Raw genomic sequence first — 17,418 nt, forward strand, 5'->3', positions numbered from 1 at the left:
ACTCTGCATAAGGCGCATATACAAAGAGCATTGACCTTATGAATGCGGAAATCGATATGAATAATATTATTAGTTTGGCGACGTAGTATCGGGACTTACCCGCAAATCGTCAGAGGAGAAATACGGCGATGGTTTCACCCGGCGGCGGCTATGACCCGGCGTCCGATTGGCTGCGACACGCGCAACGCTAGTCGGCTACATGGCGTGGGATGAAGCGATCGGCGCGTTGTCGCTGTTCGGCGTCGCGTTGATCGTCGCCGGTTCCATTGCGGTTGCGATGCTCGGCAAGCAGGGCGAAGGGCCGCAAGCGAAACGACGTGACGGAGCGGAAGAAATGATCCGATGTCGCGACATCATTGTTTCGGATGCCAAACAATTGTCGGATGATATGAAGGAGGCCGCCAGGCGTTTTCGGACAACATCGCGTGCAGTATCGGACGATTCGGCGCCTGAGGACAGTAGGGGTGGAATGGAACGCATCCACATCGCTCACACTTTCGTAGGTGATTGGATCGGGCGGGAGTTCTCGCCTGTTAACCCTCCGATGAATTTTGGCAGGGAGACACGTTTTGCATAGCGAACCCAGAAAGATTGTTCTCACGGGCCTCGTTGTCAGCGCCGTTGCGATTGGGGCCTATGTTTCGCAGACCGGCAGACCCTGGTTATCCGCCGACGACACCGGCTTGACGCGCGATGACGATACCTCCGGCCACGCGCGCGGCGACACCATCACCGGGGCCGTGACCGTCGGCCCGGTCGTCACTCGACATGCGTCGGCCGGCCCGGTTTCGGGCACTTCGCAGGCCGTGCGCGATGGCTCGCAGCGCAACGATCTCGCGGCGGCTCAGGTACAACTGGAGGCTGCCCGGGCCTCACGTCAGAACGACGAACGCGCTCTCGCGTTGCGCCGGGACGCTCAGGCGCGAGCGGATCGCGCACAGCAGACGGCGGACCGTGAACAAGCGGCGTCGACCGAGATGCGTGCGCCGGAAACGGCTTCGATCCCGAACCCGAACCCGACGTCGACGAAGGGCGGCCGATATGGCGAACGGCGCGGTGCTCGCCATGAACGTTCGGGCCGGGCGTCCAGCTACGCGCACGACCAGCGCACATTCGACACCTGGGTGGCGGGATTCGCCGGCAACGACGCCGTGAGCAGCGGTACGGCGCGCGGCGGCGCGCCGATCGCGGCCCTGACCGCTGTGCCGCCATCAGCGCCGAAGGTGGGTCGGACCAAGGCCGGTGGGCCGGGTTTGCCGCCGCTACTGCCGGACCCGGCGCGCGCGGTGCAGGCGGCTCAATCAGCCCAAGCGACGCCACCGATGCAAGCCGCGCCGCTGACTTCGTCGGCCGCACCGACCCACAGCGCGCCATCGAGTCAGCAGGCCGAGTTGACTGCGCAAACCACGACGCCAGTCACGGTGATGCAGGCCGCACCTTCCGACGTTCCGCAGACCAGGGTCGACGGCGGCCCGAAGACCCGTGCTCAGGTTCAGGCGGAAATCATCCGCGCGCGCGGCGACGGCAGCCTCCCTGCGTTCGGCAATCCGAACCCCGCCGGACCGGGCGGTGCGCCCAGCCTTACCATCGTCCCCGGTCCGTAACGCGGCGAAAGCGGGCCCGCGTGGCTATTTCAGCGATTCAGCGAGCCGCGCGAAAGTCGGCTCGTCCGTGCGATCGAATGCAAGTGGCGTGACCGAGACACGGCCGGAGGCCACCACCGCGGTTTCACTATCAGGATCGTCGACGCGCGCACCACGCTGAAAACGCAGCCAGTGATAAGCAATGCCGCGCGGATCGACCTGTGGCAAAACGTCGATATCTTCGACGAGTCCAACGCCTTGGCGAGTCGCAGTGAGCGGACCGGCCAGCGCCGCATCCACGTCGGGAAAATTGATGTTCAGGCAAGTCGGCGCGCTGTGCGCGATCGCCAGCAACTGTCGGATCACGCCGGGCGCGAGCGCGCGCGCGGTGTCCCAGCGCACGTTGTCGCGGTCGCTGAAGGTCTGGCTCAGCGCGAAGGAAGGCAAGCCGAGCAGGAGGCCTGTCATCGCGGCGCCGACCGTGCCGGAAAACATCGTTTCCACGCCGAGATTGCCGCCGCGGTTGATGCCCGACAGAATCAGCGTGGGCGGCACTTCGCGCATCAGATGACGTACACCCATCACGACGCAATCGCCGGGCGTGCCCGCCACGCCGAACCGCCGCTCGCCCTGACGACTGAGGCGCAATGGCGAATGCAGGCTGATCGAATGCGACGTGCCGCTCTGATCGTGTTCGGGCGCGACCACCCAGACTTCATGCGCGAGCTCGGCGGCGACCGCTTCGAGCACGGCCAGACCGGGTGCATCGATACCGTCGTCGTTGGTCAGCAAAACTCGCGGCACTTTGGATTCATCGGCAGACATCGCAATACGCTCCTCTTGGTGGGTTGGGGAAAACCGATCGGGTCGGCGTGAGCCCGGCAGCCGTCACGCGACATCAGCCGCCCAGCCAGCGAGCCGCGAGCGGCATCAGAACGGGCACGACGAAGGCCGTGAACACGCCGTTCAAGCCCATGCCGAGTCCGGCGAAGGCGCCCATTTCCTCGCTGACCTGAAACGCGCGGGCCGTGCCGATGCCGTGCGAGGCGACCCCGAGCGCGAACCCGCGCACCTCCGGCTCGACGATGCGCAAGGCGTTGAGAATGGCACGTGCGAACACCGCGCCGAACACGCCGGTGGAAATCACCAGCACAGCGGTCAACGACGGAATGCCGCCGATCTCCGAGGCGACCGCCATCGCGATCGGCGTGGTAGCGGATTTGGGGGCGAGCGAAGCCAGCGTCTGATGCGAGGCGCCGAACAGCGCCGCCACGCCGACGGCGGAGACGATCGCCGTCAATGACCCGGCCACCAGTCCGCCGATCAGCGGCAAGGCAGAACGGCGCAATTTCGGCCATTGCCGGTAAAGCGGCAGCGCCAGCGCCACGGTCGCGGGACCGAGCAGAAAGTGGACGAATTGCGCGCCTTCGAAATACGTCGCGTAAGGGGTGCCGGTAAGTTCGAGCAGCGTCACGAGCAGCGCGACGGCGATCAGCACCGGATTGACGAGCGGATTGAAGCGCGCCTTCGCATAGAGCGTCTGCGCAATCAGATAGGCGACCAGCGTGATGGTCAGTCCGAGCAGGGGGCTCGCGGCAAGATAGACCCAGATCGCGCCGAGCCGCGGCATGGCGGTCATGGCGTGGCCCCGGTCGCGGCCGGATCGTGCCGCTGGCGGCGCAGCAAAGCACGCGTGACCAGCGCGGCCACCGCGATGGCCAGCGTCGTGCTCACCGCGATCGACACGATCACGGCTACGGCGTCGCCGCGAATCCGGCTCGCCGACACCATGATTCCGACGCCGGCCGGCACGAACAGCAAGGACAGATGGCGCAGCAATTCGAGCGCGGTTGGCTCGATCGCGTCGGCGGTCTGTGGACGTAGCATGAGGAAGCCGAACAACAGCAGCATGCCGATCACGGGTCCTGGCACCGGCAAGTGGAAGACGTACGAGACGCCTTCCCCGAGACATTGGAAAACGAGCAGGGTAGCGAGTGCGCCGAGCATGACGGTCTCCGGAACGTGAAACGGAAAATGCGTCATTGTGTACCATGCGCATAGCTTCGTGCTCTCACGCTGACAGCGCCGGCGGCGCGCCCCTCGCCCCTCATCTCTCATCCCGGAAGAACGAGTCGCCATGCACATCGAACCGTTTCAGATTGCCGTCGCCGACCACGAGATCGACGATCTGCGCCGACGCGTCCGGGCAACGCGATGGGCGCCCGCCACCGCCGCGCCACCCTGGCAGCAGGGTGCCGACACCGGCTGGCTGCGCGAGCTGGCGGATTATTGGGCCACGCATTTCGATTGGCGCGAAGCCGAACGCCGCCTGAACCGGATGCCCCAGTTCATGACGGACGTGCAGGGCCAACGCGTGCATTTCGTGCATCGGCGTGGCGTGGGTCTTGCACCGTATCCGCTGGTGATCACGCATGGCTGGCCGGGGTCGTTCTTCGAGTTTCATACTTTGCTCGACCACCTCTGCGACCCGGTTGCATTCGGCGCCGATCCCGCTGACGCGTTCGACGTCGTCGTGCCCTCGCTGCCGGGTTTCGGGTTTTCGCCGGCGGCCGCGCAGGGCGGCACGTCGGCGTTTCAGGTGGCGGATCTGTGGGTGTCGCTCATGCAGGGACTCGGCTACGAGCGTTTCGGGGCGCAGGGCGGCGATCTGGGGGCGGGTGTGTCGGTGGCGCTGGCCGCGCGGCATGCCAGGGTGGTCGACGGCATTCATCTCAACTTCTTGCCGGGATCGTATGAGCCCGCGCTCGGCGCGGCGCAGAAGCCGCTTACGGCCGCCGAGGAAAACTTCCTGCGCGAGAAGAACGAGTGGGCCGCGCTCGAAGGCGGCTACGCCCACATGCATAGCACCAAACCGCAAACGCTCGCGGCGTCGCTCAACGATTCACCGGTGGGACTGGCTGCGTGGATCGGTGAAAAATTCCGTGCGTGGAGCGATTGCGATGGCGACGTCGAGCGGGTGTTTTCCAAAGACGAGTTGCTAACCAATATCTCGCTCTACTGGTACACGCAGAGCATGGGGTCGGCAATTCAGATGTATTGGGAAAACCGCTTGCAGCCGATGCGCTTTGCGCGTGAACCGCGGGTCATGCCGCCGGTGGGCTACGCGCATTTTCCGAAGGAACTGAGTCATCCGCCGCGCAGTTGGCTCGAACGAAGCTTCGATGTCGTGCAGTGGACCGACATGCCGAGCGGCGGACATTTCGCGGCCATGGAGAAGCCTGAATTGCTGGCTACGGAAATTCGCAAGTTCTTCCGGCCTCTGCGCAAAACGGGGCGGTAACTTGTTCGCGCGCCATCACTCAGGCATCTGCAATTATTGCGCAAAGCCCGCGGGCCTTTCGAACTTCCACTTCGTTCGCGTTACGTCTCGCTGAGTTTTGGCGGAAAGGCAATGCTCGGACGTGAAACGATAGGTGATCGCTGATATCCGCGCCCCGGTTCATCCGACTCCATCGTCGCAGATCAGCTCACCCGGCTCGGGCGTGACGCCATGAGGGCGCGAGCCGCGGACCGACTGCGCATTCTCGCGCGGGCTTGTGGTTTGTCCCACGAAATCTCTGTGGATCGACCTCCGGACAGTAACGGCAGCGCTAGTCAAAGCGAACCGTCGCTCACGCGTGGTGAGGAGCAATGTGAATCTCTTTCCTTGCACTCTTGTTTATGTCGATGTCGATGCGAAGCCGGGGCCCAATGCGACCAGTCGCGACCCGCTTTCGTACGTGAGCCAGGCGATCTGCCTGAATAACAGCTTGCGACGCGTGGGTATGCCGACCTTGACCATCATGACCAACGCGCCGGCCGTCGTGGCCCAGCGGCTCGCCGGCATACGGCCGGAACACCGGCCCGCCGTGAGGACGCTCACGGCGACCATCGAATTGCCGAAGAACACGCCGTTCTATGCGGCGCATTTCAAACTGGACCTGATGGACCAGGTTGCCGAAAGCTTGCCCGCCGACACCATGCTGTTGCTGCTCGACGCGGATATGGTGGCGTTCCTTCCGCTGGAGCGCGATCTGATCGAGCGATGCGCGCAGGCGGGCCTTGGCGCCTTCGATATTTCGGATCAGGTTTTTCCGGCATACGGCAGCGAACGGGTGGTGGCGGATCTCGAGATCGTCGCGGACCAGCGGCTCAGAAATCCGCGCTGGTATGGGGGTGAATTTCTGCTCGCGACACCGGCTTCGTTGCGCCGCCTCGTGCCGCGCGCGCGCGCCAGTTACGCCCGCTATCTGAGCGAAAGCGCGCATCTCAAACATCACGGCGACGAAGCGTTCATCTCCGCCGCGCTCAACGCGCTGGTCGACGACGGGCAGACGCTGATCGAAGTCGGCGCGTATCAGGCCGTCGGCCGTCATTGGGTCGGCAACAATTATCGGGACCTGCGGTGGTTCCGCTGTTGCTCGTTCGTCCATCTGCCGGGCAGCAAGGCCTTGCTCGAAAAAGAAGCGCGTTTCTCCGACTTCGTGCCGGACCGTTTCTGGCGCCGCATGCGCGTAGCGCATCTGCGCGGGCGGGTGCGGCACGCCGTCAAGCGGATCGCCCGCATGCTCAGCGTGGAAAGACTCGCGACACTCTCCGCGTGTGCGCTACGCAGTGTGAAGAGCTAGCGGCGCGCCGGCGGCATCGGTCACATTTTTACGTCGACGCGTCCATAGACGCCGTCTGTTTCCTGATTCGGCCCAGCGGCAAAAAACAGCGTGTTGACCGGCTGGTTGCTGAGCCCGTTGCCGAACGCGATGCCCCACAAGCCACGCTGCACGAACGTGTTGCCCGCCGGCAGATTGATCGCGCCGAGCGGCTGGCCGCTCACCGAATCGAACGCGTTGATCGTGCCGTCGCCGAAGTTGCCGATCAGCACGTCGCCGCTGAAGCGGCCGAAATTGGCCGGTGCCTGGGTGATGCCCCACGGCGCATTCAGCACCCCCGCCGAAGCGAAGCGCTGCAACAGATTGCCCGCCGTATCGAAGACGTCGACGAAACCGAGCCCGGCGCCGTCGACATTGTCGTGCGCGGCCGCGTCCTGTTTGGCGTAGGTGACGAAGAGTTTCGTGCCGATCGCCTGGATGCCGAACGGCGCGAATCCCGCTGGAATCGACGCGTCCTGGAATGTTCCTGCCGCGGACATTTTCGCAAAATTTTTGTCGAACACGTCGATGCGGTTGTTATGAAAGTCGGTGGCGTAGAGAAAATTGGCACCGCCGTTGCTGGCGAGTGCCAGGCCTTTATAGACCGCACCCGCGCTACCGTTGTCGACCATGACGAAGGCGTTGGTGGGCCCGACCGTGGGCGCCCACGCGGTGATCGTGCCGCCTTCGCCGGCGAAGACGAACGCGCCGACGCCGGACTTTGGACCTTGTGTCACGACGAAATCGGTCGTGCCGTTGAACACGATGCCGGTCGGATTCGCGGGTCCGTTGATTCCGTTCGGAATGCTGACAACCAGTGATTGCGGTACACCGTTGCCGTCGTAGAGCGTCGCCACCGAGGTGGCGTTATCCGCGACCCAGACGAATCCCTTCGGATTGAACGCCACACCCCACGCATTTTTCAGGTTAGGGTCCGTATGCGGCGCCGGGACCGCGCCGTCGGACACCAGGGTGGTCGAGGTGAACGAGGGCAGGCTGATCGTATTCGAGCCACCGCACGCGACGAGACTCACCAGGGCCGGGACGCCCACGATGGCGCCCAATACCGTAAGCAGAGACTTCATGACCGCACCTCACTGACATGACAAAAGGCCATTGCGGTGATTGAACGTGCGGTGTGGCGGCTTTATTCCTTCGCTTGAGAAGTTTTTCAGGCGGCGGCCGGAAAAAAGCCGAGATAGCGGAAGCTGCCGGTCGTCTCAGGCTGATCGGGTTCGCTGCTTGCCTCGACCGAGCGCAGGGCGTCCAGCGTCGTCGCGCGATTCGATACGAAGGTCCATTGCGCTGCGCCGCTCCCGACTGTCCGCGGGTTCGCTCGCACCTGCTGAATGGCCGCGAGAAGGGCGCCGCTGTCGGGCGTGTGCATGACGAAACCCTCGTTTGCGAGCGCGGCCCGGTTCAAGCCGAGTGCCTCGCAAAGTTGCATGCGCAGCACAGCCTCGTCCTGATTCGCGCGACGTGATTCGCCGATCAGGCGGCGCGTCGTGTCATCGACCAGCACGCCCTGTCTTTGCAGCGGTTTGCCCTGCCATGCTTCCGGCGGGCATTCCTTGTTGGCCGTGGCCAGCGTAACGAAAGGATTGATCTCGGCGGGATAAATCCGGCATACCCGCGGCCTGTCTTCATAAATGCCGCATCGCATATCGGCGCCCAGATTCGGGCAGGGCCCCGTGAATGCGCCGGCGAGCGTGATCGAAATGCGCACGGGCAAGGTGCCGCTCATGGCGGGCGACGAGCGCACTTTTCTGTATTCGGCAAGTTCGTCGCCGGGCGCGGGGTCGACCGGCCAGGGAATCGCCTCGCACAGCAGTTCCATCTTCGCGCCGCGGGCAAGCCAGTCGCTCGCTTCGGCCAGCGTGAGCGGCAGGCGCAAATCGTGGCAACACTTGCCACAGGCGGTGCATTCGAAATCGATGTCGTTCACCCAAACTCCCTCAAAAGAATCAGCGTGGCGCTTAGTCGGGAGAAGGGCCAGAGTCTGACAACCAATCTGAAAAAATAATCGTCCGGGTGCTACTGACCCGCACAAACAGTCGACATGTCCGGGCGCTTACGTCACCGTGCAAGCGTATGTTCGGCGTGGCGCGAAGAATTCGTCGGCGCACAATATAAACCAGGAATCGCACTACGTCATCGAGGTATCGCGATGCCTTCGTTCATGAAAGCTTTCGTTTGGATAACGACAGGATGAACCGGCGGTCGCCGTGACCTTGCCGATATTCAAGGACAATCAATGGCATTTTCATCGAACGACGATACACCACGCGATAACAGGCGTCGCTTTCTGCGCACGACAGGGCGTGCGGCGATCGGCCTGCCGCTGTCATTCGTGTTGCCGCGCCTGACTGCCGCTCAGGTGCAAAGCCACGCTCCGGCGCAGATCGAGTCGACGCCCTTGCCGAAAATGGCCCGGCGCGCGATTCCCTCCACCGGCGAACGGCTGCCCGTGGTTGGCTGCGGCACCTGGCGTACCTTCGATGTCGGCGACGATCCCGCCGGCCGCGCCCAACTCGCAGAGGTGTTGCGCATCCTGTTCGAAGCGGGCGGCGCCGTGATCGATTCATCGCCGATGTACGGCTCGTCGGAAGCGGTGGCCGGGGCCTTGCTCACGCAACTCGATGCACACGGCAAGGCTTTCGTCGCTACCAAGGTGTGGACCGAAGGGCGCGAGGCCGGCATCGCACAAATGGAGGAATCGATGCGGCGCTTCCAGCAATCGCGCGTCGATCTGATGCAGGTGCATAACCTGCTCGACTGGCGCACGCAACTTGCCACGCTGCGCGACTGGAAAGCGCGCGGGCGGATTCGCTATACCGGCATTACGCACTACACGTCGAGCGCATTCGGTGAGGTCGCTTCGGTGATGCGCAGTGAAAAACCCGATTTCGTCCAGATCAACTACGCCGCCGACGACCGCACGGCCGAAAAGCATATCTTGCCGCTCGCCGCAGAGTTGGAGATAGGCGTCGTGATCAATCAGCCGTTTGGCGGCGGCGGTCTGCTCGCGCGCGTGACCAACACGCCGTTGCCAGCGTGGGCCGCGGAAATCGACTGCACGAGCTGGGCGCAGGTTCTCCTCAAATTCGTCCTCGCGCAACCGGCGGTAACGGTCGTGATTCCCGGTACGGGACGTCCGCAATACATGGCGGACAATGTTCGCGCGGGCTCAGGGCCGTTGCCCGATAAAGCCATGCGCGCGCGAATCGTCGCAGCGGTAAGCGGCTGACGATTCGCGCGCGGCGGAGTGCCGTGCCACCTCGGCGATGCCTCGGTTACGCAGTCGCGCTTGCCCGCGTCGACACGGCGTCATACCAGCGCTTGAGCGATTGCAACTCGACGGGTACTTGCAGATCGATCGCTTTCGCGGCGAAGTCGATCGTTACCAGCGCGGTGATGTCGGCCACCGAGAAACGATCGCCCGCGACAAACGCAGCCTCCTTCAGGCGCTCGTCCAGATCGGCCATGAAGTTGACGGCACGTTCCCGACTGCGTTCGACCAGCGCGGGAATCTGCGCGTAATCGTGCGGCCCGGCGATTGCGCGATCCTTCAAACCCGGCGCGCGATTGCGGATTGCTTCCATCACCGCAGCGAAACCTTCCTGTTCCATGCGCCGGTCCCACATCGCGATCAGCGCCTTGTCTTTTGGCGTGACACCGAGCAGCGGCGTGTCCGGAAAGCGCTCTTCGACATAACGCTGGATCGCCGGCACTTCGCCGATCGAGGTGCCGTCTTCGATCACGAGCGTCGGTACGACGCGGCGGGGATTGATCGCGCGATAGGCTTCGCCATGCTGCTCGCCCTTGCCGAGATCGACGGCGACGAGCGGAACCGCCACGCCTTTTTCAGCGAGAAAAATCCGTACGCGTCGTGAATTCGGCGACGAAGCGCCGTGGTACAGCTTCAATGTGTCGGCAGTCATGTCCTGATTCCTTTGAATGATATTGAGGGCGCGTCAAGCGACGGCACGTTCAGCTAAAGACGGAAAGTCGATATAGCCGCGCTCGTCACCGCCCCAGAAAGCGTCGCGGTTGTAATGGGCCAGCGCTTGTCCGAGCCGGAAGCGTTCGGGCAAGTCGGGATTCGACGAAAACCAGCGGCCGAAGGCCACGAGGTCCGCATCGCCACGCTGCAGGATCTGCTCGGCACCGTCGCGATCGAAACCACCCGCGGCGATGATCGGCCCGGTAAAGACCTTGCGCAAAAACGCGGATGCAACCGGTGCCTGACCTTCCGCCAGCGTTTCCGTACCCATCACACGAGGTTCGATCACGTGCAGATAGGCGAGGCCATACTCGTTCAGACAATGCGCGAAATAACCGAAAGTGGCTTCGGGATCGCTGTCCGAAATAGCGCCCCAGCGCCCGCTCGGCGAAACCCGCACGCCGACACGCTCGGCGCCCCACACGGAGGCGAACGCCTCGACTGCTTCCAAAGAGAAACGCGCGCGCTTTTCGCGCGTGCCGCCGTAGGCATCCGTGCGCTTGTTGGTGCCGTCCTGAAGAAAAGTGTCGGCGAGATAGCCGTTGGCGTTATGCAGTTCCACACCGTCGAAACCGGCATCCTTGGCGCGCGCCGCCGCTTCGTGCAGCGAGCGGATCAACGCGGGAATCTCGTCGAGTTCGAGCGCGCGATGCGGTGAGTTCGGCACCCAGCCATTCTGCGTGAACACCGTGGTTTCATACGGCACCACCGACGGTGCGACCGGCGCGTTACCCCAACTCAGATCGACATGCGACTGGCGGCCGTCGTGGGCGATCTGCATGAAGATGTGCGCACCGCGCGCGTGGACTGCATCGGTGATCTTGCGCCATGCCGCGACGTGCTCGTCCGTATAGATGCCGGGCGCGCCGAGATAGCCGCGGCTGTCGTAAGACGGATGCGCGCTTTCGGTAATCAGCAGTCCGCCGTTCGAAGCCCGCTGACGGTAGTACTCGACCATCATCGCGCTGGGACTGTCGTCGGCTTCGGAGCGCAGCCGCGTCATGGGGGCGAGTACGACCCGATGGTCGAGGGTCAGCGGACCCAGGCGAGCCGGCGACAGCAGTTTCAAGGATTCGTTAGATGCGTTCATGATCGACAGTGCCTTTTCCTGTTTTCAGATGTCCAGGGCGACGCCCAGGCGAATGCGATCGCCTGGGCGTCGAACCGCCGGTTAACCCGCGGTCTTGCCGCCGTCGACGGTCCAGATCTGGCCCGTCACGAACGACGCCGCGTCCGATGCGATGAACACGATGGCGCGCGCCACTTCGTCAGGTTTGCCGACACGGCCGAGCGGCACGCCGGCTGCCAGCGCGGCCTTGTTCTCCGGCGTGCCGGTAAAGCGGTCGAGCATGCCGGTGTCGGTCGGGCCGGGCGCCACGGCGTTCACGCGCACGCCGCTCGACGCGACTTCGAGTGCCGCCGACCTGGTCATGCCTTCCACGGCATGCTTGCTGCCGGCGTACACGGAGGCGTAGGCCGCGCCTTCATGGCCGTAGGTCGACGACACGTTCACCACGCTGCCGCTCTTCTGCGCGGTCATCACACGCAGTTCGTGCTTCATGCTCAGCAACGTGCCGAGTACGTTGGTGTCGAACGTCGCGCTGTAGCTTTCGACGGTCTGGCTGGTGATCGGGCCGGGCTGGCCTTCGGTGCCGGCGTTGTTCACCGCGATGTCGACGCGGCCAAAGCGCGCCACGGTCTGATCGACCAGATTGGCCACTTCTTCGTCGCGGCGTACGTCGGCCTGGATGAAGTGAGCGTCCGCGCCGAGTTCGCGCAGTTGCTTTTCGAGGGCCCGGCCTTCGGCTTCGCGGCGTCCCGAGACGACGAGACGGGCGCCGGTTTCAGCGAAGGCGAAAGCCGTTGCGCGGCCGATGCCGGTCAGTGCGCCGGTGATCAGAATAACGGGATGGCTCATTTTCAACTCCTGCTCGGATATGTGTTTGCGGTATGGGGCCAAGCCGCTCGCGGCGTCTTCAGTATCTTGCGAGTTGCTTCAAATCGCTGCCTTGAATGCAATTTAGTGGCTTATCGAGCAGAGTAAAAAGACTTAATAAGCTGGTGGGCATGCTTCATGGGCATGGAGGAAGGGCGTGAGCGAGGCGCAAATGGCATGGCAGGAAGGGATTTGCGCCGGCGCAGGAATAAAACGGGCCAAGCGCCGGTTATGCCTCGTGAACGGAGTCGCCAAACCGCCGGATGACCCTGCGGTCCAGGTGCGACTCCTCATCGTGAGGTCAACATGTCATCCGCTCATTCATTCGACGCGTCGCGGCGCGGCGCACTCAAATGTCTTGCGTTCGGTGGCGTCGGTACGGTGTTCATGCTGGCGGGAGGCATTCTCACGCCGATGGAACTCGCGCTCGCCGCCGATGCAAAGTCGGTTCCGGTAAAAGGCACGCCGCTCTTTCTGCAGATCAGCGACTCGCACATCGGCTTCAACAAGGAAGCCAATCCGGACGTGGCGGGCACGCTGAAACAGACGATCGACTTCGTCAATGCGATGCCGGTCAAGCCTGCGCTCACCCTCCACACGGGCGACATCACGCATCTGTCGAAAGCCTCGGAGTTCGACCTCGCGGCCCAGTTGTTGGCCGGACTCGACATCACGGAACTGCATACCGTGCCCGGCGAACACGACGTGACGGACGGCCCGGGCACGGAGTACTTCAGCCGCTTCGGCAAAGCATCGGATAACAAGGGCTATTACAGCTTCGATCACCAGGGCGTGCATTTCGTCGCGCTCGTCAACGTCATGCATTTCAAGCCGAACGGTCTGGGCGGCCTGGGCGACGAGCAACTCGCCTGGCTGGACAACGACCTGAAAGGCCGCTCCTCGAGCACGCCGATCGTGGTGTTCGCGCACATGCCGATGTGGACGATCTACGAACCGTGGGGCTGGGGCACCGGCGACGCCGGCCAGGCCATGAGCTATCTGCAGCGCTTCGGCTCCGTGACGGTGCTCAACGGCCACATCCATCAGATCGTCTCGAAGGTGGAAGGCAACATCACCTTTCACACCGCGCGCTCGACGGCCTACCCCCAGCCGACGGCAGGCAATGGCAGCGGCCCCGGGCCCTTGAAGGTCGCAAGCGACGAGCTGCCCAGGATGCTCGGCGTGACGAGCATCAAGATCGCGCAGCATCCACTCAGGGCGACGCTGGCCGATACCACGCTGGTTTGAACGTCGTCATTTTTTATTTTCGCAGGAGATCAGTTATGCAAAGCAATCGCATTCGCCGCGTGGTGTTCTTCGTGCTCGGCAGGTCGGTGTTGTTCGCGGCCTCGGCTGGGCTGAACCTGACGCATGCCGAGACGTCCGGTGCCGTGATCATCAAGGATTTCATGTTCTCGCCGATGGCGCTCACCATCCGCGCGGGCTCGACGGTTACCTGGAAGAACATGGATGGCGAGCCGCATACGGTGGTCAACGACGCCGGCATGTTCCGCTCGGCCGCACTCGATCAGAACGACACCTATCAGTACAAGTTCGACAAGCCGGGTGTTTACAAGGTCTTTTGCGGCATTCATCCGAACATGAAGGAGACCATCACGGTGCAGTAGGCGAATCGGGCGGGGGTTCTGTCGCCGGCGCAACTTCTCCATGTGCGGCGGCGGCGGTTGCGCCATTTCATGAAGGGCGTTTCAAGCGCTGCCGCACGACGCAGCAGTGCCTCATCAATAGGCCTGTTTGTTGCGTACTGGAAGACTGCTGTTTCGTCGCCTTGCGCACGTCATCGTCTCCTGTGCCTGTCGTGGCGGGGCGAGCCGTCCCGCCGTCGCGCTGGCGCGGCTGGTTCGGGCTTGAATCTTTTACCTGTCGGCGCGGGCACGGAAACGCGCGATGCGGGCATCGTTTAAAGCATTTAAAGCAAAGCATCCTGATGTTGTCGTCCGCCGGATGACGGGGTTACATTGTGCGAGTAACGCTTGCATCGATCGGGTCGAAATCGTGTGATCAAAGTCCGGCGTGGCGTCGGACAGAAGGATTCCGGAGCGTGTTGCGATGTTCAACGATACCGATGTGCCTCATTCCATAGCAGAGAGCCCAGGCAGCGGCTTCGGGACAGGTTTCGAAGCAGGGCTCGACGACCAGGCGCCGCAGGCGGTTGCCGCACCGCCGCGCTTCGGACGTCTCGCGCTGTGCGTAGCGGCGGCGAGCGCGCTAGCGCTCGGTGTGGTGGGCACGGTGGCGTACGGCATCTGGTTCAATCACGATCAGCAGGCTTACGCCGAGGCCATGACGGGCGCCCGGCAAGCGCTGGGCGTGGCGGGTGCATCGGCAGCGGTGACTGCGGTCGCGGCTGTCGCAACCGTCCCGGCGAAGGTGGCCGTGCCGGTCGCGGTGGTCGCGCCGCAGGCCGTTAGCCCTGGCTTCACCGCCTCCTCGCCGCGTGCTGCCGCGTTCTCGCAATCCTCTCCATCCTCCCGGTCCTCGGCAATCCTGACGGCCGCGCCCGCAACGCTGACGTCGTCCGGTGAGGAAGGCGCGAAGCAGGCCGTCTGGGCCGGCGAGGTCAAACGTGCTGCGCCGGATGCAGCGTCGGCTGGCAACCCGCCATCCAGTGTCGCCGATGCAGCACCGGCCGCGCCCGCGGGCGCTACGCTCCCGGCCCATTCGACCCGCCAGCAACAACTCGCCGCGAACCGCCAGAGCAAGGACTGGCGAAGCGCGCAACAGGAGCGTCGCGCGAGCGCCGCCAACGCACGCCATAAGGGCAGCCTGTTTGCCCGCATGAGCCAGTTCTTCCGACGCGTCAACTACCGGCAACACGACGGCGGCAGTGGCAATGGGAGCCAGCAGCAAGACGTCTACTCCCATCCTTGAGCGGCGGCCCGCACGGCGCGCTCCACGCATGCGTGCGAAAACTCCACGCTTTACTGCCGGCCCGGCGACGGTGGCCGTCGCCTCACTCGTCTGCCTTCTGATCAGCCTGCTGTACCTCGCCTTGCAGGTCCGCACGGTATTTTCCGATCAGTTGAAGCAGGAATACACGGGGCTCGTGCTCGAAGCCATCGAACGCGCCGCGAGCGCGCGCGATCAGGTCGACGTCTGGCAGCACACGGCAAGCGACGCCGGAACACGCGACACCGCAACGCGCAACGCCGGCTACCAGCAGGCGCGCGTCGAACTCGCGCAACGGATCGCTTCGTTGACGGCATTGGTCAATGCCAGTCCGTTTGCCGCGCCGCGCATCGCGCCGTCTGCCTCGAATAGCGACGCCGATCTGAATCAGACCGACAGGTTGCTCGGCAGCGCCTCACGCTATTGGCGCGCGCAACGCGACGCCGCCAGCGCCGACGTGCGCGTGCGCATCACGCATGTCGCGCGCACGCTGATCGCGATCGCGGCGCTGCTTTTCTGCATGCTGTTCACCGCGCTGGGCATGTACGCCAGGCGCAATCGCCTGCTCGCGGGGCAGTCGCACGAGTTCGAGCGCGCGGCCCTGCACGATCCGATGACCGGTCTGGCAAACCGTCGCAAGCTATTCGCCAGTCTCGAAGACGCGGCGCGTCAAAGGCACGACGCCGCTGCGGCGCACAAGCTCGCCGTGCTGTACGTCGATCTGGATGGGTTCAAGCAGGTGAACGACTCGCTCGGGCACCGTGTCGGTGACGAGTTTCTGGTCTCGGTGTCGCGGCGCTTTCGCGAATCGGTGCGCAAGGGCGATCTCGTCGCACGGATCGGTGGCGACGAATTCGCGGTGCTGGTGCGCGAGTTTGCCAATGCCGAGGAGTTGGCCGAGATCGCTCGCCGTCTGATTGCGTGCGTGGTTCATGTCGACGAGCAGATGAGCCTCGGCCTGGTGCGTGCGAGCATCGGCATCGCGAGCTTTCCGGATCTCGTCGACGATTGCCGCCGTCTGGTCGCCGCAGCCGACGACGCGATGTATCAGGTCAAACGCAGCGGCAAGAACGGCTATGCCTTCGTGACCGGGTCACGCCGACCGGCCGCGCTATGACGCGGCCGTGTCGGCCACGCTGGCAGGCAGCGTCGCGCTGCGTTGCGCAAGTCCGTCGATGATCTGTTGACGACGCTCGTCGCTCGCGGCTTTCCATTCGCGAATCTCGTCGCGGGTGCGCAAACAGCCGACGCAGAAGCCTGAATTGCCGTCGATGCGGCAGATGTCGATGCAGGGGGATTGAATAGGCATGCCGGGATTGTAGCGTGCCGGTGTGCTGTGTCACGCGCAAGGCGGCGTCGCGACGCCGCGCACGCGCCGCTTTGATTCGTGTTAAAAATTCCACGCGCGCCACGGCAAGAGTTTGTGTCGGCGAGCGCCATCGTCCGGGCCCATTCGCAGCGGAAGGTTTCAATGTCCAATTATTCGTCGATGCACGTCGTCGCTGTCCCGAGCCGTTCACGGTGGGCCGTTGCGCTTTGCTCGGTTCTGCTGGCTGGGCTGGCTGCCTGTGCGCCGGTGGCCCCGGCGGTGAACCCGGCCGCCGCTCAGCCGGCCAGCGCCGGCCTGGCGAGCACCGCCGCGCCGCAGCTTGCCGCGCCCGGTCCCGCCGCGCGCGCCGCCGACGGGCCGTTGGCGGTGCCCCCCAATCTTCTGCCGCTGACGCGGCCTGCCGGCCAGAAGCGTCTGACGATGGCGGCCTCCAGCCAGTCGTACTGGCCGCTTTCGCAATATTTCGAAACTCAGCGCAATCAGGCGTATTGCTCGGTAGCGACCTCGGTGATGGCGCTCAACGCGCTGGGCATCCGCCGGCCCGAGTCGAGTCTGTATCCCGACTTCCCGTTTTACTCGCAGGAGGATTTTTTCCGCTCGATCGATCCGCAGGTGGCGAATGCCGCGCAGGTTTCGCGCGAAGGCATGACGCTCGACCAGCTTGACGCTGCGCTGAAGGCCTTTCCCATCGACGTGCGGAAGTACCATGCCGCCGACCTGACGCTCGGCCAGTTCCGCGATCTGATCCGCCAGACCACGGCGCACGGCGACCGCTTCGCGCTGTTGAATTTCCGGCGCGTCGAGATTGGCGAGGAGGGCGGCGGTCACTGGTCGCCGCTGGCAGCCTATGACAGCGCCAGCGACAGCGCCTTGCTGATGGACGTGGCGCGCTACAAATATCCGGCCGTCTGGGTGCCGGTTGCGCAGCTCTACGCGGCCGCGCTGGCGGTCGATAACGTGAGCGGACTGTCGCGCGGCGTCGTGATTATCAGCAGGCGGTCGAACTGACG

19 protein-coding genes are annotated in these 17,418 nt (G+C 64.1%); 10 read left to right on the forward strand and 9 right to left on the reverse strand.

The features are described from left to right. Window positions 1-199 precede the first annotated feature (199 nt). Both FQ705_RS14270 and FQ705_RS14275 read left to right on the forward strand, forming a co-directional pair. Window positions 200-577, forward strand: a complete 378-nt coding sequence (locus tag FQ705_RS14270; protein ID WP_186307851.1) for a hypothetical protein — start codon at window positions 200-202, stop codon at window positions 575-577. A 106-nt stretch (window positions 578-683) separates the two neighbouring features. Then, window positions 684-1,604 carry a hypothetical protein gene (locus FQ705_RS14275; RefSeq protein WP_186307852.1) on the forward strand — a complete coding sequence of 307 codons (921 nt, stop codon included), beginning with the start codon at window positions 684-686 and terminating at the stop codon, window positions 1,602-1,604. 24 nt (window positions 1,605-1,628) lie between these two features. On the opposite strand, the gene surE is transcribed toward FQ705_RS14275, so the two are convergent. The 3 genes from surE to FQ705_RS14290 all read right to left on the reverse strand — a co-directional run bounded on the left by surE (window position 1,629) and on the right by FQ705_RS14290 (window position 3,590). Continuing rightward, window positions 1,629-2,408, reverse strand: coding sequence for a 5'/3'-nucleotidase SurE (gene surE, locus FQ705_RS14280; RefSeq protein WP_144141971.1), 780 nt, complete (start codon window positions 2,406-2,408; stop codon window positions 1,629-1,631). A gap of 73 nt (window positions 2,409-2,481) precedes the next feature. Further along, window positions 2,482-3,222, reverse strand: coding sequence for an LrgB family protein (locus tag FQ705_RS14285; RefSeq protein ID WP_144141973.1), 741 nt, complete (start codon window positions 3,220-3,222; stop codon window positions 2,482-2,484). Beyond that, window positions 3,219-3,590, reverse strand: a complete 372-nt coding sequence (locus FQ705_RS14290; protein ID WP_144141974.1) for a CidA/LrgA family protein — start codon at window positions 3,588-3,590, stop codon at window positions 3,219-3,221. Before FQ705_RS14290 ends, FQ705_RS14285 begins: the two co-directional genes overlap by 4 nt. Before the next feature lie 130 nt (window positions 3,591-3,720). Between FQ705_RS14290 and FQ705_RS14295 the strand changes: the two genes are divergently transcribed. Both FQ705_RS14295 and FQ705_RS14300 read left to right on the forward strand, forming a co-directional pair. Beyond that, the gene (locus FQ705_RS14295) at window positions 3,721-4,884 is read left to right on the forward strand and encodes an epoxide hydrolase family protein (protein ID WP_144141976.1); all 1,164 of its coding nucleotides are present in this window, start codon (window positions 3,721-3,723) and stop codon (window positions 4,882-4,884) included. 352 nt (window positions 4,885-5,236) lie between these two features. Continuing rightward, the gene (locus tag FQ705_RS14300) at window positions 5,237-6,211 is read left to right on the forward strand and encodes a hypothetical protein (RefSeq protein WP_144141978.1); all 975 of its coding nucleotides are present in this window, start codon (window positions 5,237-5,239) and stop codon (window positions 6,209-6,211) included. Between the two features lie 20 nt (window positions 6,212-6,231). Here the strand turns inward: FQ705_RS14300 and FQ705_RS14305 are convergent, their stop codons facing one another. Together FQ705_RS14305 and FQ705_RS14310 are read right to left on the reverse strand one after the other, a co-directional pair. Continuing rightward, window positions 6,232-7,314, reverse strand: coding sequence for a TIGR03118 family protein (locus FQ705_RS14305; protein WP_144141980.1), 1,083 nt, complete (start codon window positions 7,312-7,314; stop codon window positions 6,232-6,234). A gap of 86 nt (window positions 7,315-7,400) precedes the next feature. Beyond that, the gene (locus tag FQ705_RS14310) at window positions 7,401-8,174 is read right to left on the reverse strand and encodes a YkgJ family cysteine cluster protein (RefSeq protein WP_144141982.1); all 774 of its coding nucleotides are present in this window, start codon (window positions 8,172-8,174) and stop codon (window positions 7,401-7,403) included. A 309-nt stretch (window positions 8,175-8,483) separates the two neighbouring features. Here FQ705_RS14310 and FQ705_RS14315 point away from each other — a divergent pair, with 309 nt between their 5' ends. Next, window positions 8,484-9,476, forward strand: a complete 993-nt coding sequence (locus FQ705_RS14315; protein ID WP_144141984.1) for an aldo/keto reductase — start codon at window positions 8,484-8,486, stop codon at window positions 9,474-9,476. A 46-nt stretch (window positions 9,477-9,522) separates the two neighbouring features. Here the strand turns inward: FQ705_RS14315 and FQ705_RS14320 are convergent, their stop codons facing one another. The 3 genes from FQ705_RS14320 to FQ705_RS14330 form a co-directional block, all read right to left on the reverse strand. Further along, window positions 9,523-10,170, reverse strand: a complete 648-nt coding sequence (locus tag FQ705_RS14320; protein ID WP_144141985.1) for a glutathione S-transferase family protein — start codon at window positions 10,168-10,170, stop codon at window positions 9,523-9,525. Window positions 10,171-10,203: 33 nt separating this feature from the next. Continuing rightward, window positions 10,204-11,322 (reverse strand): alkene reductase, encoded by a 1,119-nt coding sequence (locus FQ705_RS14325; RefSeq protein WP_144141988.1) that lies wholly within the window; start codon window positions 11,320-11,322, stop codon window positions 10,204-10,206. A gap of 81 nt (window positions 11,323-11,403) precedes the next feature. Further along, the gene (locus FQ705_RS14330) at window positions 11,404-12,150 is read right to left on the reverse strand and encodes an SDR family NAD(P)-dependent oxidoreductase (RefSeq protein WP_144141990.1); all 747 of its coding nucleotides are present in this window, start codon (window positions 12,148-12,150) and stop codon (window positions 11,404-11,406) included. 324 nt (window positions 12,151-12,474) lie between these two features. Here FQ705_RS14330 and FQ705_RS14335 point away from each other — a divergent pair, with 324 nt between their 5' ends. The 4 genes from FQ705_RS14335 to FQ705_RS14350 all read left to right on the forward strand — a co-directional run bounded on the left by FQ705_RS14335 (window position 12,475) and on the right by FQ705_RS14350 (window position 16,195). Next, window positions 12,475-13,416 carry a metallophosphoesterase family protein gene (locus FQ705_RS14335; RefSeq protein ID WP_144141992.1) on the forward strand — a complete coding sequence of 314 codons (942 nt, stop codon included), beginning with the start codon at window positions 12,475-12,477 and terminating at the stop codon, window positions 13,414-13,416. Window positions 13,417-13,451: 35 nt separating this feature from the next. Continuing rightward, a complete protein-coding gene (locus tag FQ705_RS14340; protein WP_144141994.1) occupies window positions 13,452-13,796 on the forward strand; it encodes a cupredoxin family copper-binding protein in 345 nt (114 codons plus the stop codon). A 442-nt stretch (window positions 13,797-14,238) separates the two neighbouring features. Next, complete coding sequence (locus FQ705_RS14345; RefSeq protein WP_144141996.1) at window positions 14,239-15,060, forward strand: hypothetical protein; 822 nt, start codon at window positions 14,239-14,241, stop codon at window positions 15,058-15,060. Between the two features lie 28 nt (window positions 15,061-15,088). Next, a complete protein-coding gene (locus tag FQ705_RS14350) occupies window positions 15,089-16,195 on the forward strand; it encodes a GGDEF domain-containing protein (RefSeq protein WP_260854487.1) in 1,107 nt (368 codons plus the stop codon). Here FQ705_RS14350 and FQ705_RS14355 read toward each other — a convergent pair. Then, window positions 16,190-16,387: a DUF1289 domain-containing protein gene (locus FQ705_RS14355; RefSeq protein ID WP_144142000.1), complete on the reverse strand. Its 198-nt coding sequence runs from the start codon at window positions 16,385-16,387 to the stop codon at window positions 16,190-16,192. The two genes, FQ705_RS14350 and FQ705_RS14355, sit on opposite strands and share 6 nt — an antisense overlap. 114 nt (window positions 16,388-16,501) lie before the next feature. On the opposite strand from FQ705_RS14355, the gene FQ705_RS14360 reads away from it, so the two are divergent. Then, window positions 16,502-17,416 carry a phytochelatin synthase family protein gene (locus FQ705_RS14360; protein WP_260854488.1) on the forward strand — a complete coding sequence of 305 codons (915 nt, stop codon included), beginning with the start codon at window positions 16,502-16,504 and terminating at the stop codon, window positions 17,414-17,416. Window positions 17,417-17,418 lie beyond the last annotated feature (2 nt).

It is taken from the genome of Paraburkholderia sp. BCC1884 (assembly GCF_900996225.1).
In the GTDB taxonomy this organism is placed as follows: domain Bacteria; phylum Pseudomonadota; class Gammaproteobacteria; order Burkholderiales; family Burkholderiaceae; genus Paraburkholderia.